Source organism: Pseudoflavonifractor capillosus (assembly GCF_016902575.1).
In the GTDB taxonomy this organism is placed as follows: domain Bacteria; phylum Bacillota; class Clostridia; order Oscillospirales; family Oscillospiraceae; genus Enterenecus; species Enterenecus capillosus_A.
Genome location: NZ_JACSNZ010000006.1, coordinates 61,983 through 75,682 on the forward strand (window position 1 = coordinate 61,983; position 13,700 = coordinate 75,682).

The 13,700-nt window shown below is 61.4% G+C and carries 12 protein-coding genes; 7 read left to right on the forward strand and 5 right to left on the reverse strand.

The genetic code is table 11. The annotated features are described in order from the left end of the window. Positions 1–2: 2 nt before the first annotated feature. The 5 genes from H9X86_RS03965 to H9X86_RS03985 form a co-directional block, all read right to left on the reverse strand. Positions 3–1,742, reverse strand: coding sequence for an Rqc2 family fibronectin-binding protein (locus H9X86_RS03965; protein ID WP_204900281.1), 1,740 nt, complete (start codon positions 1,740–1,742; stop codon positions 3–5). Between the two features lie 3 nt (positions 1,743–1,745). Beyond that, on the reverse strand, positions 1,746–2,147 hold the full coding sequence (locus H9X86_RS03970; RefSeq protein WP_204900282.1) for a Mini-ribonuclease 3: 402 nt from the start codon (positions 2,145–2,147) through the stop codon (positions 1,746–1,748). A 389-nt stretch (positions 2,148–2,536) separates the two neighbouring features. Beyond that, positions 2,537–2,902 (reverse strand): type II toxin-antitoxin system PemK/MazF family toxin, encoded by a 366-nt coding sequence (locus H9X86_RS03975; RefSeq protein ID WP_204900283.1) that lies wholly within the window; start codon positions 2,900–2,902, stop codon positions 2,537–2,539. Positions 2,903–3,068: 166 nt separating this feature from the next. Beyond that, the gene (gene alr, locus H9X86_RS03980; protein ID WP_204900284.1) at positions 3,069–4,199 is read right to left on the reverse strand and encodes an alanine racemase; all 1,131 of its coding nucleotides are present in this window, start codon (positions 4,197–4,199) and stop codon (positions 3,069–3,071) included. After that, positions 4,141–4,797 carry a hypothetical protein gene (locus H9X86_RS03985; RefSeq protein ID WP_204900285.1) on the reverse strand — a complete coding sequence of 219 codons (657 nt, stop codon included), beginning with the start codon at positions 4,795–4,797 and terminating at the stop codon, positions 4,141–4,143. The genes alr and H9X86_RS03985 overlap by 59 nt, the downstream gene beginning before the upstream one ends. 415 nt (positions 4,798–5,212) lie before the next feature. On the opposite strand from H9X86_RS03985, the gene pheS reads away from it, so the two are divergent. The 7 genes from pheS (at position 5,213) to H9X86_RS04020 (ending at position 13,684) form a co-directional block, all read left to right on the forward strand. Then, positions 5,213–6,238 (forward strand): phenylalanine--tRNA ligase subunit alpha, encoded by a 1,026-nt coding sequence (gene pheS / locus H9X86_RS03990; protein ID WP_204900286.1) that lies wholly within the window; start codon positions 5,213–5,215, stop codon positions 6,236–6,238. A 21-nt stretch (positions 6,239–6,259) separates the two neighbouring features. After that, positions 6,260–8,659: a phenylalanine--tRNA ligase subunit beta gene (gene pheT, locus H9X86_RS03995; RefSeq protein ID WP_204900287.1), complete on the forward strand. Its 2,400-nt coding sequence runs from the start codon at positions 6,260–6,262 to the stop codon at positions 8,657–8,659. Between the two features lie 133 nt (positions 8,660–8,792). After that, positions 8,793–10,157 carry an amidophosphoribosyltransferase gene (gene purF / locus H9X86_RS04000; protein WP_204900288.1) on the forward strand — a complete coding sequence of 455 codons (1,365 nt, stop codon included), beginning with the start codon at positions 8,793–8,795 and terminating at the stop codon, positions 10,155–10,157. A gap of 115 nt (positions 10,158–10,272) precedes the next feature. Beyond that, on the forward strand, positions 10,273–11,160 hold the full coding sequence (locus H9X86_RS04005) for a class I SAM-dependent methyltransferase (RefSeq protein ID WP_204900289.1): 888 nt from the start codon (positions 10,273–10,275) through the stop codon (positions 11,158–11,160). Continuing rightward, the gene (locus H9X86_RS04010; RefSeq protein ID WP_204900290.1) at positions 11,153–12,001 is read left to right on the forward strand and encodes an energy-coupling factor transporter ATPase; all 849 of its coding nucleotides are present in this window, start codon (positions 11,153–11,155) and stop codon (positions 11,999–12,001) included. The genes H9X86_RS04005 and H9X86_RS04010 overlap by 8 nt, the downstream gene beginning before the upstream one ends. A gap of 16 nt (positions 12,002–12,017) precedes the next feature. After that, positions 12,018–12,881 carry an energy-coupling factor transporter ATPase gene (locus H9X86_RS04015; RefSeq protein WP_204900291.1) on the forward strand — a complete coding sequence of 288 codons (864 nt, stop codon included), beginning with the start codon at positions 12,018–12,020 and terminating at the stop codon, positions 12,879–12,881. After that, a complete protein-coding gene (locus H9X86_RS04020; RefSeq protein ID WP_204900292.1) occupies positions 12,878–13,684 on the forward strand; it encodes an energy-coupling factor transporter transmembrane component T family protein in 807 nt (268 codons plus the stop codon). Before H9X86_RS04015 ends, H9X86_RS04020 begins: the two co-directional genes overlap by 4 nt. Positions 13,685–13,700: the final 16 nt, after the last annotated feature.

Consider the following 13,700-nt stretch of genomic DNA (forward strand, 5'->3'; position numbering starts at 1 on the left):
CCTTACTTCACCCGGAGTTTCTTCACCAAAGATTCCTCCGGTGTCACATACACCGTGTTATAGGTGTTGTAGATGACAAAACCGGGCTTGGCCCCCGCAGGCTTCTTAATGGCTTTCACAGGGGTCACATCCACCGGCACCTGGGCGGAGTCCTTGGCCTGGGAGAACCAGGCGGCCAGCATGGCAGCTTCCGTCACCGACTCATCATCTGGCTGGACACCCCCGGTTTTCAAAATCACGTGGGAGCCATGGAGCTTTTGCACATGGAACCACAGATCCCGCTTGTCCGAGTCCTTCAAGGTCAGCCGGTCATTCTGGCTGTTGTTCTTGCCCACCAGAATGGTGAGGCCAGCAGAGGAGCGAAACTCCATGGGCTTGGCGTGGATGATCTTCACCTTGCCCTTCCCCGTCATCTTCCGCTTGTGCTGGCGCAAGTAGCCGTTGTCCATCAGCTCCTGGCGGATCTCCTGCAAATCCCGGTCTCCCTCGGAGAGGGTAATCATTTGCAGCACGCTGTCCAGATACTCCAGCTCGGTGCGGTTTTTCTCCAGCTGAATGGCCAGCATCTCCTCCGCCTTCTGGGCCTTTTTGTAGTCCTTATAGTACTTGGCGGCGTTTTGCTGAGGGGTGAGCAGAGGGTCAAGAGGAATTTCCACCTCTCTGCACGCCGGGTCATAGTAGTTCTGGGCCACCAGCACTGACTGGCCCCGCTGCATCTGATAGAAGTTGGTGGTGATGATGTCACCGTACTCCCGCAGCTGCTCCCGGTTGCCCGCCCGGCGCAGGTCTTCCTCCTGGTTGGCGATCTTCTTGGCAGTGCGGTTGCGGGCCTGGGTGACAGAGCGGATGAAGTCCGCCCCCCGCTGCTTTACCCGCTCCTGGGCCTCCCGGGCCGCATAGTAGTCGTCCAGCAGCTGGGAGAAGGTCTCACATCGGGTCAGTTCCACGCTGGGGCCGTATTGCAGGATAGGCAAGAAGGAGAAATCCATCTCCTTGCCCTCTTTTTTCAGCACCACAGGCTCATACTTGCCCTCCAGGATGGTGGAGCGCAGACGCAGCATTTCCCGGGCCAGTCCCTGGGCCGTGCCGTCGCTGCGGAAGGCCAGTTCCCGGGCCACCAGAGGGGAGATCCCGCTGAAGGTGTCCAGCAGCCACTTATCCTGTCCCTCTTCCTGGGGCGCCTGGGCTACCACCAGCTGCTCCAGTTCTTCCTCTGCCATGGCAGTGAAGTCCAGCTTGCCCGTGGGGATGGGGTACTGGTAAAAGAGCCCGGGCATCACCGGACGCTGGGCGGAGATATCGGCGTCCACCCGGCGCATACTGTCGGTGATGCGCCCTGCCCCGTCCAACATAATGAGGTTGGACTTACGTCCAATACACTCCAGCACCAGGGCCCGCTCCACCCGGTCCCCCAGCTCGCTAAGGGTCTCAAAGCGGAACTCCAGCAGCCGCTCCATGGGGGGCTGTTTGATTTCCAGAATGCGCCCGCCTAAAAAGTACTTGCGCAGAAGCATACAGAACATGGGGGGCGTCTCCGGGTTCTCCCGGGTGACGGTGGTGAGCTGGGCCCTGGGGTGGGCGGGGTTTGCCGAGAGCAGCAGCTTCACATTCCCCTGCCCCGTGCGCATATGCAGCACCACCTCATCCCGGGTGGGCTGATAGATTTTGTCCACCTTGCCGCCGGTGATGCGATCCCGCAGTTCCCCAGCCAGGGCGGTCATGACGATTGCATCTAAGGGCATGGCTCATTCCTCCGTCATCATCAGCTCAAACAGCTCATTGAGCCGCTCCAGCCGTCCCTGTAAATACAGCCAGCCAAACAGGGCCTCCAGCCCGGTGGCGGCGTGGTATTCCCCCACGCTGGCTCCCTTGGGGATGGCGGCGGTGTGGCTGTTGCGTGCTCTTCGGTACACATCCTGTTCCTCGTCGGTGAGGATGGGCAAAATCTTCTTCACCCGCTTGGCCTGAGCGGGAGCGGAGACATAGCTCACCGCCGCCTTGTGCAGTCCCTTGTTGGTGGACTTGCCCTGGAGACACAGCCAGGTGCGTACCATAAGTTCATACACTCCGTCCCCCAGGTGAGCCAGAGCCAGGCTGCTCATGGGGTGGAGCACATCCTGTCCCACCGACAGGTGAAAGTAATCCATAGTATTTCTCCATTCTCTAGGTTGGCCCGGGCGTCCCCGGACATTCGGCATCTCCCCATAGTCTACCCCGCCAGCGAATCATTGGCAAGTGTTTTCCACATTTGGGTACAAAAAATGTGGAAAAAGACCTCGGTCTTTTTCCACGAATAACAGAGAGGGTATCTCTGGAGTTGTTTGTCCGGGGGGCTCAGACTTCTGCCCGAGCAGCCCCGGTTAAGCGTTCGTCGCTGACAGGGGATCGTCTCACTTGCCTGGACGTTCCTTCCTGACATGGATGATGATACCAGAGTTGCCCTGTCGAATGATAGACAATTTGGGAACCAGTTGTGAATCTTTTGTAAACCCCTAAAACGCATGGCCTGCCCCGAACATCGGGGCAGGCCATAACCTTACACCAACTGCTGATTGGACAGGCCGAAGCTCACTGCAATGGCTCCGTCCACCTTTTTCATCACTTGTTCATCCACCCGTCCCATATGTTCCCGGAGCCGCCGTTTGTCCAGGGTACGGATCTGCTCCAAGAGCACGATGGAGTCCTTGGGCAGGCCAAAGCTATGGGCCGCCAAGGTGATGTGGGTGGGCAGGCGGGCCTTCCCTGTCTGAGAGGTGATGGCCGCCGCAATGACCGTGGGGCTGTGTTTGTTTCCGGTATCGTTTTGCACGATCAGGACAGGACGAACGCCCCCTTGTTCGCTGCCCACCACCGGACTGAGGTCGGCGTAATAAATATCGCCACGTTTGACACTGTTGTCCACAGGATTTCACACTCCGCCGGATTTATAGTGCCCGGCCAACATCATGTGGCCCGGGTACTATCATTCTCCCACGGTGGGGCGGATCTTATACCGGGTGGAAATCTTTCCTTCTCCACCTGTGCCGCTCCGTCTCTCGCCGCCAATCCTGGGCGACCCCCGTTCTATCTTATGCGCCGGTGTACAGTCTGGGCACCCGGGGCGAGACAGCACACAGCAGCTCATAGGGGATGGTGCCTGCCAGCTGGGCCATGTCCTCCACGGGCAGGTGGACACCAAACAGCTCCACCTCATCTCCCACAGACACTTCATCTCCCGGCTGGAGCGCCACCATACACATATCCATGCACACTCGGCCCAGGATGTGGCGGGGCTTCCCCCCCACCAGCACCGTGCCCTGGCCGGAGAGTACCCGGTGCAGGCCGTCGGCGTAGCCCACAGGCAGCACCGCCACCCGGCCTCCGGCCTGCCCCACCTTCTGGGTGCAGCCGTAGCTCACCGGGGTATCTCCCGGCAGCTCCCGCACCGCTGCCACCCGGGTTTTCAGCGTCATCACCGGGCGCAGTTCTCCGTCGTCCAGCCCCTGGCAGGAGGGGTCGGGCAAGTGCCCGTACAGGGCGATGCCCGGGCGCACCATGTCCAGATGGGTGCAGGGGAAATTGAGTACCGCCGCACTGGCGGCGCAGTGGCGCACAGCAAAGGTGCGGCCATAGGTGTGCTCCAGCAGGTTCAGGGTGTCCAAGAAGCGGGTGAACTGCTCCATGGTGTACCCTTCGTCCCCGTCGGCGTTGGCAAAGTGGGTAAAGATCCCCTCTGCCTCCAGCCCCGGCAGGGCACACAGGGCATCCACTTCCCGGGCAGCCTGGGCGGGATCGTGGGTCAAAATGCCCAGACGGCTCATGCCGGTGTCCAGCTTGATGTGGACCAGGGCCTTCTTCCCCTGGGCCTGGGCGGCCTGGGACAGAGCCTGGGCCAGCTCAGCGGTAAACACCGCCTGGGTCAGGTCATGCTCCACCACCTGAGGGGCAAATTCCGCCGGGGTTGCACCTAAAATGAGGATGGGCATGGTGATGCCCGCCCCCCGCAGCTCGATGGCCTCGTTGAGGCAGGCCACTGCCAAATAATCTGCGCCCAGCTGCTGCAGCTTGGTGGCCACTTCCACCGCCCCGTGTCCGTAAGCGTTGGCTTTTACCACGCCCAGAAACTTGCTCTGGGGGGCACATGCACGCAGCACATGATAGTTATGCTCCAGATTGTCCAGACGGATCTCCGCCCAGGTCCTCATGGTCTGTTGATTCATTGTCATTCATCTCCATGGTAAAATCATCACTTGTCACGGTGAGCACAGTGACTCCCTCCACTTGCACCTCTCCGCCCCGCAGGGCAAAGGTGTCCGGCTGGAACCACATGACATACTCTGTACCCTCTCCCGCCTCTTTCTCCGGGTCCCGGCAGAGAAGCTCCAGCAGCGTCTCCTCTCCCTCCCGCTCCCAGCTGCACTGGGCTATGTAGCCTTGGGTGATCTGATCCAGCATGGCAGGCACAGCGGCTATGGGGCTCAGGCCGTCCCCGTTGAGGGTGCCCAGGCTCATGCCCGCCCCGTCATACTCCAGGATGGTCTCCTCCTGGCCCATGCGGGCGGTGATCCCTGCCATCCAGTCCGGCTGGGCTACGGTGAGCACCGTCTCCCCCTCCCGCTGTCCGCTGCCCTCCAGGGTGAACTCATACACCTGTTCCCCCAGCTGGGCGCACACCTGGAAGGTGCCCTGCCAGCCTGCCATGGCCTGATACTGGCCCCGCAGCAGCACACCCTGCTGCTGGGCCTGCTGATCCTTGTTCCCACAGCCTGTGAGCAAAACTGTCAGCATCAACGCCCCACAGGCCAATTCTCTTTGCAAAATTTCTTCCCCCTCTCCCGTGTCCGTTGGGCCGCCGAAGCCGTCCCTGACATCATATATATGTCACACAGGTGGGGGTATGTCAGATGGGGTACGCCCCATTATAAAGTTTTCCCTCTTGCTTTTCAACCTATATTGTGATATAAAAGTTTTTAGTGCAAATGCGTTGAACGGGAAAATAGCGTGCTGGCACATCTCAGAGATAGGCGGTCACCGGCTGAAAGCCGCCTTGGTGTGTGTCGCTTGGTTCGCCCGGGAGCGGCCTGTGAGAGCAGGACGGTGTGCCCTCCGTTATGGGGCAATGAGTGTGTGCGCTTGGCGCACAAATGCGGGTGGTACCGCGGAAGGCTGGCCTTTCGTCCCTGTTTGGGGGATGGAAGGTCTTTTTGTATTTTACCCGAAAGGAAGAGAATAGATGAAGCAGCAATTAAACGACATTCGTGTGCAGGCCCTTGCCGCCTTCGACTCTGCCGCTGACCTGGCCGCTCTGGACGCTCTGCGGGTGCAGTACCTGGGCAAAAAGGGCGAACTGACCGGAGTTCTTAAGCAGATGGGCAAACTCTCCGCTGAGGAGCGCCCCGTCATGGGTCAGCTGGCCAACCAGGTGCGGGCTGATCTGGAGGCCGCTCTGGAGGCCCAGGGCAAGAAGCTGGAGGCGCAGGCCATGGAGCAGCGTCTGAAAGACGAGGCTCTGGACGTGACCATCCCCGGCAAGCCCGTCAAGGCCGGGCACCGCCACCCCATGTACATCGCCCTGGATGAGATCAAGGACATCTTCATCGGCATGGGCTTCACCGTGCTGGACGGCCCCGAGATCGAGCTGGCCGAGCTGAACTTCGACCGCCTCAATGCCGAGGAGAATCACCCCTCCCGGGACTGGTCCGACACCTTCTACTTCGACGAGGACAGCCGGGTGATGCTCCGCTCCCAGACCTCCCCCATGCAGGTGCGGGCCATGGACTCCATGGAACTGCCCATCCGCATCATCGCCCCCGGCCGGGTGTACCGCAAGGACGAGGTAGATGCCACCCACTCCCCCATGTTCCATCAGGTAGAGGGCATGGTCATCGACAAGGGCGTCACCATGGCCGACCTGAAGGGCACTCTGAACACTGTGGTGGAGAAACTCTACGGCAAGGGCACCAAGACCCGGTTCCGTCCCCACCACTTCCCCTTCACTGAGCCCTCCTGCGAGATGGATGTGCAGTGCCACAAGTGCGGCGGTGTGGGCTGCCCCACCTGTAAGGGCGAGGGTTGGATCGAGCTGCTGGGTGCTGGTATGATCCATCCCCGGGTGCTGGAAATGAGCGGCATCGACCCCAACGAGTACTCCGGCTGGGCCTTCGGCATCGGCCTGGAGCGCACCGCCATGCGTCGGTTCAAGATCGCCGACCTGCGTCTCATTTTCGAGAACGACGTGCGCTTCCTGGAGCAGTTTTAAGGAAAGAGGGGGAACATAACCATGAATTTAAGCAGAAACTGGCTGAATGAGTTTGTCACTGTGGAAGCCAATGACCATGATTTTGCCGAGGCCATGACCCTGTCCGGATCCAAGGTGGAAACCACTGAGGTGCTGGGCAGCGAGATCACCAACGTGGTGGTGGGCCAGGTGGTTTCCATCGTCCGCCACGAGAACTCCGACCACATGTGGATCTGCCAGGTGGATGTGGGCCAGGGCGAGCCGGTTCAGATCGTCACCGGCGCTCAGAACGTGAAGGCCGGGGACCTGGTGCCTGTGGCGCTCCACAAGTCCACCCTGCCTGGGGGCGTAAAAATCGAGAAGGGCAAACTGCGGGGCGAGGTGTCCAACGGTATGCTCTGCTCCTTTAAGGAACTGGGTCTGGATCAGCGGGACTTCCCTCTGGCCTATGAGGAAGGCATCTGGATCCTGTCCGACGACCCCGAACTGGCTGACTGCAAGCCCGGTGACGACATCCGTGACGCCGTGGGACTCACCGACCACGTGGTGGAGTTTGAGATCACCCCCAACCGCCCCGACTGCCTGTCCGTCATCGGTCTGGCCCGGGAGGCTGCCGCCACCTTCGGCGCAGAGTTGCGCCTGCACACCCCTGAGGTGAAGGGCGGCGCTGAGGGCAACCTCACCGAGCTGCTGGACGTGGAGACCGAGGCTGCCCACCTGTGCCCCCGGTACACCGCCCGCATGGTACGCAACGTGAAGATCGCCCCCTCCCCCAAGTGGATGCGGGAGCGGCTGCGTGCCATGGGTGTGCGCCCCATCAACAACATTGTGGACATCACCAACTATGTGATGCTGGAGTACGGCCAGCCCATGCACGCCTTTGACTACCGCTATGTCCACGGCGGCAAGATCATCGTCCGTCAGGCCCACGAGGGTGAGACCCTCACCACCCTGGACGGTAACGTGCGCAACCTGACCCCCAACATGCTGGTCATCGCCGACGAGACCCGGGCTGTGGGCCTGGCCGGTATCATGGGCGGCGAGAACAGCGAGATCGTAGACGACACCGTGGATGTGGTCTTCGAGTCCGCCTGCTTTGATGGGGCCACCATCCGCAAGGGCGCTCTGGCCCTGGGCATGCGCACCGAGGCCAGCGCCAAGTTTGAAAAAGGCCTGGATCCCATGAACACCCTCCCCGCCGTGCAGCGGGCCTGCGAGCTGGTGGAGCTGCTGGGCGCCGGCGAAGTGGTGGACGGCATCATCGACATCCTCAACTATGTGCCCCAGCCCCGGGTACTCCCCCTGGAGCCTGACAAGATCAACGCCCTGCTGGGCACCGACGTGGCCGAGGACGAGATGGTACGCATCCTGCGCAGCCTGGACTTCCAGGTGGAGGCAGGTCAGGTCACCGTCCCCTCCTGGCGTGGCGATGTCATCGGCATGGCCGACCTTGCCGAGGAAGTGGCCCGGTTCTATGGCTACAACAACATCCCCTGCACCCTCATGCGGGGCCAGACCACCCTGGGCGGTTACTCCGACCAGGAGCTGCTGGAGCGCCAGGTGGGCAGCATGTGCCGCTCCATGGGCTACGATGAGATCATCACCTACTCCTTCATCTCCCCCACCTGCTACGACAAGATCAACTGGCCCCAGGACGACCCCCGGCGTAAGTCCTTTAAGATCTTGAATCCCCTGGGCGAGGACACCTCCATCATGCGCACCACCACACTCCCCTCCATGCTGGAGATCCTCACCCGCAACTTCAACTACCGCAACCAGAATGTACGCCTGTACGAGGTGGGCCGCATCTACCTGGAGGGCGGAGACGACGGTCTGGCTGTGGAAAACAAGGTGCTCACCCTGGGCGCTTATGGCTCCGATATGGACTTCTACACCCTGAAGGGCTGTGTGGAGGCCATTTTGAAGAATCTGCGGGCCACGGACATCCAATTCATGGTCCCCTGTGTGTCCAACCCCTCCTATCATCCCGGTCGAGTCGCCGACGTGTATGTGGGTTCCCGCCGCATCGGTGTGCTGGGCCAGATTCACCCCCTGGTGGCTCAGAATTATGGTGTGGACGGAGAACTGTACTGCGCCGAGCTGGACTTCAACCAGCTGCTGGATATGGATTGTTCTATCCCCGAATACACCCCCCTGCCCAAGTTCCCCGCTGTCACCCGTGACATCGCCGTGGTGTGCGACGAGGCCATCACCGTGGGTGCTCTGGAGGCCTGCATCCAGGAGGCTGCCCATGGCCTGCTGAAAAACGTGACCCTCTTTGACATCTACCGTGGCAAGGGCGTAGAGGACGGCAAGAAGTCCGTGGCCTTCAACCTGACCCTTCGGGCGGACGATCGCTCCCTCACCGGCGAGGAGGCCGAGGCCGAGGTACAGGCCATTCTCACCGCTCTGGCTGAAAAGCTGGGAGCCACCCTGCGCTGAGCACCATTTTTCGGCAATTTACAGATTGACATATTTTTCTTTACTCCGTTATAATGACGGGGTATGAAAGCAGCAAAGGCGCTGTGACCCCAGGGGTCACAGCGCCTATTTTTCGTTTCAGGGAGGAATCACCATGTCCATTCACGAAGAGTGCGGTGTCTTTGGCATCAGCGACCCCCACGGGGACTGTGCCCGCACCACCTACTACGGCCTGTACGCCCTCCAGCACCGGGGCCAAGAGGCCTGCGGCATCGCCACCATCAACCAGCGAGAGCTGTCCTTTCACAAAGACGTAGGTCTGGTGGGAGAAGTGTTCCACCCCCATGTGCTGGACCAGCTGGGGGGCACCATGGCGGTGGGCCATGTGCGCTACGCCACCACCGGGGGCGGTCGGCGGGAAAACGCCCAGCCCCTCACCCTGAAATACGTCAAAGGCACCCTGGCGGTGGCCCACAACGGCAACCTGGTGAACACCGACGAGCTGCGCACTTTCTTTGAGTACCGGGGCGCCATCTTCCAGACCACCACCGACTCGGAGCTCATCGCCTACGCCATCGCCCAGGAGCGGCTGCGCTGCTCCTGCGCTGAGGAGGCGGTGTGTCGGGCGGTGAAGGGTCTGCGGGGCGCCTTCTCCCTGCTGGTGATGTCCCCCCAAAAGCTCATCGCCGCCCGTGACCCCTGGGGCTTTCGCCCCCTGTGCATGGGCCGCCGGGGGGATGCGGTGATCTTCGCCTCGGAGAGCTGCGCCCTCCACGCTGTGGGCGCCGAATTTGAGCGGGAGCTGGATCCCGGCGAGATCGTGGTGGTGGAGGGAACCGAGGTGCGTTCCATCCGGGAGAATTGCACCAATGCCACCAGCCACATGTGCATCTTCGAATACATCTACTTCGCCCGACCTGACTCGGTGCTGTGCGGGCAGTCGGTGCACCTGGCTCGGCGCAACGCAGGCCGACTGCTGGCCCGTGAGTTTCCCGTGGAGGCGGACGTGGTCATCGGCGTGCCCGACTCGGGATTGGATGCCGCCATGGGCTTTGCGGAAGAGTCCGGCATCCCCTACGGGGTAGGCCTGGTAAAAAACCGCTACATTGGCCGCACCTTCATCACCCCCAACCAAGAGAGCCGGGAACAGGCGGTGCGCATAAAGCTGGGCGCATTGGGCAGCTGCGTGGCAGGCAAACGGGTGGTGATGGTGGACGACTCCATCGTCCGAGGCACCACCTCCAAGCAGATCGTGGCCATGCTCCGGGAGGCGGGAGCCACCCAGGTGCACATGTACTCCTCCGCCCCGCCCTTCATCTCCCCCTGCTACTTCGGCACCGACATTCCTGACAAGGACTCCCTCATCGCCTGCCACTACTCCCAGGAGGAGATCCGGGCGATGATCGGCGCCGACTCCCTTCATTTTCTCTCCCTGGAATCCCTGCACCAAATTGCTCCCCAGGCCAGTTGCGGCTTCTGCGACGGCTGCTTCACCGGGAAATATCCCCTGGAAGTATGACCCTCTCACCCCACGGAACCCAGCCGTTTCCGTGGGGTGTTTTTTCCCCCTGGGTTTGACTAATTCCCACCTGTGTAGTATAATAACGTGATTATATAATGAGGAGAATGTGCTCATGTGGTTGGCCAAAAATTGGAAAGATTATGAGCTGCTGGACTGCGGCCGTGGAGAAAAGCTGGAGCGTTGGGGGAGCCATGTCCTGGTGCGTCCCGACCCTCAGGCCATTTGGAATACTCCCCGCCAGCACAAGGGCTGGAAAACCGCCCATGCCCGCTATGCCCGTTCCCACACCGGGGGCGGCCAGTGGGCCAGCAAGCAGGTGCCTGAGCGCTGGCAAATTCACTATAAAGAACTGACCCTGAATGTGGGCCTGATGAACTTCAAGCACACCGGGGTATTCCCCGAGCAGGCGGCAAACTGGGATTTTGCCCAGGATCTCATCCGCCGGGCAGGCCGTCCCATCAGCGTGCTGAACCTGTTTGCCTACACCGGCGGGGCCACTGTGGCCTGCGCCGCTGCGGGCGCCAGCGTGTGTCATGTGGATGCCGCCCGGGGCATGGTGCAGTGGGCCCGGGAGAACGCCAAGTCCTCTGGCCTGGAGGACAAGCCCATTCGCTGGATCATTGATGACTGCGCCAAGTTTGTGGAACGGGAGATCCGCCGTGGCCGCCGCTACGACGCCATCATCATGGATCCCCCCTCCTATGGCCGTGGCCCCTCCGGCGAGGTGTGGAAGCTGGAGGAAAATCTGTACCCCTTTGTGGATCTGGTGTCCGGGGTGCTCAGTGATGACCCCCTGTTTGTCATCCTCAACTCCTACACCACCGGCCTGGCCCCCTCGGTGCTGACCTATATTCTGCAAACCGTTATTGGCGGCAAGTTTGGCGGCCATACCGTGTCCGACGAGCTGGGCCTGCCGGTGACACAGACCGGACTGGCCCTGCCCTGCGGTGCCACCGGGCGCTGGGTGGCAGCTTCCGTGGAGAACGTCCGCCATGGCTAACCCCATCCTTCACGCCCAAGACCTGACCTTCCGGTATACCACCGCCGAAGGGGTGGCCCCTACGGTACTGGATCATGTGAATTTGACCATTGAACCCGGCTCCTTCGTGGCGGTTTTGGGCCACAACGGCTCGGGCAAGTCCACCTTTGCCAAGCACCTCAACGCCATCCTGCTCCCCTCCGGGGGGCAGGTGTATGTGGACGGCATGGACACCACCGACGAGGAACTGCTGCTGGACATTCGACGCACCGTGGGCATGGTGTTCCAGAATCCGGACAACCAGATCGTGGCCAGCGTGGTGGAGGAGGATGTGGCTTTCGCCCCGGAAAATCTGGGTGTGCCCTCGGAGGAAATTCGCCGCCGGGTGAATGAAGCGCTGGAGGCAGTGGGTATGACCGAATACGCCCGCCACGCCCCACACCTGCTCTCCGGGGGTCAAAAACAGCGGGTGGCCATTGCCGGAGTGCTGGCCATGCGCCCCCGGTGCATCGTGCTGGACGAGCCCACCGCCATGCTGGACCCGGTGGGACGGCGTGAGGTGCTGGACACCATCTGCACCCTCAACCGGGAACTGGGCATGACGGTGGTGCTCATCACCCACCACATGGACGAGGCCGCACGGGCCCAGCGTCTGGTGGTGATGGACAGCGGCCGTGTGGTCATGGACGGCCCTCCCGGCCAGGTGTTCCAGCACGTGGAAGAGCTGCGCCGCCTGGGGCTGGAAGTGCCCGACTCGGTGGCCCTGCTCTATGAGCTGCGCCGGACAGGGCTGGATGTCCCCCTGGACGTACTCACGCCTGAGGACTGCGCCCAGGTGTTGGCCCAAATTTTACCCCGATAAGAGAGGCCCGTTATCTATGACGCCTATCATTGAAACCAAACAGCTGACTCATATATACAGCCAGGGCACCCCCTTTGAGCACGCCGCTTTGAAGGGCATTGACCTGTCGGTAGCTGAGGGAGAATATCTGGCCATCATCGGCCGCACAGGTTCGGGAAAATCCACCCTCATCCAGCACCTCAACGGGCTTTTGCGCCCCACCTCAGGCCAGGTGCTCTTTGACGGGGAGGACATTTGGAGCTCCAAGGAGCGCACCCGTCAGGTGCGCTTCCAGGTGGGGCTGGTGTTCCAGTACCCGGAGTACCAGCTTTTTGAGGAGACGGTGTACCAGGACATTGCCTTCGGCCCCACCAACATGGGGCTGGACAAGGACGAGGTGGACCGCCGGGTGCGCCAGGCCGCCCGCTTTGTGGGCCTGGACAGCCATACCCTGGACAAGTCCCCCTTTGACCTGTCCGGCGGTCAAAAGCGCCGGGTGGCCATTGCGGGAGTCATTGCCATGGAGCCGAAAGTGCTCATTTTAGACGAGCCCACTGCTGGACTTGATCCAGCGGGAGCGGCCCAGATTTTGGGCAACATCCGGGCCTATCACCGGGAGAAAAAGGCCGCCATCATTTTGGTCTCCCACTCCATGAACGAGGTGGCCCGGGAAGCCCAACGCCTGGTGGTGTTCCGGGAGGGCACCATTCCCTACTCCGGCACGCCCCAAGAGGTCTTTTCCCACGGGACTGAATTGGAGCAGATGGGCCTGGGTGTACCTGAAATGACCCGGGTGTTTGCCCGCCTGCGGGCCATGGGCTATGATGTACCTGCCTCGGTGTACACCGTGGAGCAGGCCCGGGACGCCATTTTGCTGGCCCGAAAGGGGGCAAAGGCATGAACTTGAAGGATATCACCCTGGGGCAATTCTTCCCCGGAAACTCCTTTCTCCACCGCCTGGACCCCCGAATGAAGCTCCTGGGGCTCATCTGCTACCTGGTGGCCCTGTTTCTGGCCAACTGGTTTGTCACCTACGCCGTGATGCTGGCTTTGCTGGTGTGTGGCTGCGCCGTGGCCCACATTCGCCCCAAAACTCTGTTGGGCGGCTTGAAACCCGTGATTTTTCTGCTGGTTTTTACCGCCGTCCTCAATATGTTCTATACCCCCGGCACGCCCTGGGTGTCTTTCTGGATCTTTACCATCACCTATGAGGGTGTGCTCCACGCCTTTTTCATGGTGGTGCGCATTATGATGCTCATCTGCGCCACCTTCCTGCTCACCTACACCACCTCACCCCTGGCCCTTACCGACGCTTTGGAGAGCCTGCTCTCCCCCTTGAAAAAGGTGCGGGTGCCGGTCCACGAGCTGGCCATGATCATGTCCATCGCCCTGCGCTTCATCCCCACTCTCATCGAGGAGACAGACAAGATCATGTCTGCCCAGCGGGCCCGGGGCGCAGACTTCGACTCCGGCGGCCTCATCCGCAAGGCCAAGGCCCTCATCCCTCTGCTGGTGCCTCTGTTCATCTCCGCCCTGCGCCGGGCCGAGGAACTGGCCACCGCCATGGAGTGCCGCTGCTACCACGGCGGACAGGGCCGCACCCGGATGAATCAGTTGCGCCTGCGTCCCTCCGACTGGGTGTTTCTGGTGTGTATGGTGGTGCTGGCAGTGGCCATCGGCCTGCTGGCGGGGCGTGGGCTGTAACCTATCCTACCTACGA

Bases quoted from the DNA above. Each gene is read 5' to 3' on its own strand.
- H9X86_RS04015 (WP_204900291.1), top strand. From the start codon at position 12,018: ATGACGCCTATCATTGAAACCAAACAGCTGACTCATATATACAGCCAG.
- H9X86_RS04010 (WP_204900290.1), top strand. From the start codon at position 11,153: ATGGCTAACCCCATCCTTCACGCCCAAGACCTGACCTTCCGGTATACC.
- H9X86_RS04005 (WP_204900289.1), top strand. From the start codon at position 10,273: ATGTGGTTGGCCAAAAATTGGAAAGATTATGAGCTGCTGGACTGCGGC.
- purF (WP_204900288.1), top strand. From the start codon at position 8,793: ATGTCCATTCACGAAGAGTGCGGTGTCTTTGGCATCAGCGACCCCCAC.
- H9X86_RS03970 (WP_204900282.1), bottom strand. From the start codon at position 2,147: ATGGATTACTTTCACCTGTCGGTGGGACAGGATGTGCTCCACCCCATG.
- H9X86_RS03965 (WP_204900281.1), bottom strand. From the start codon at position 1,742: ATGCCCTTAGATGCAATCGTCATGACCGCCCTGGCTGGGGAACTGCGG.
- pheS (WP_204900286.1), top strand. From the start codon at position 5,213: ATGAAGCAGCAATTAAACGACATTCGTGTGCAGGCCCTTGCCGCCTTC.
- H9X86_RS04020 (WP_204900292.1), top strand. From the start codon at position 12,878: ATGAACTTGAAGGATATCACCCTGGGGCAATTCTTCCCCGGAAACTCC.
- alr (WP_204900284.1), bottom strand. From the start codon at position 4,199: ATGAATCAACAGACCATGAGGACCTGGGCGGAGATCCGTCTGGACAAT.
- pheT (WP_204900287.1), top strand. From the start codon at position 6,260: ATGAATTTAAGCAGAAACTGGCTGAATGAGTTTGTCACTGTGGAAGCC.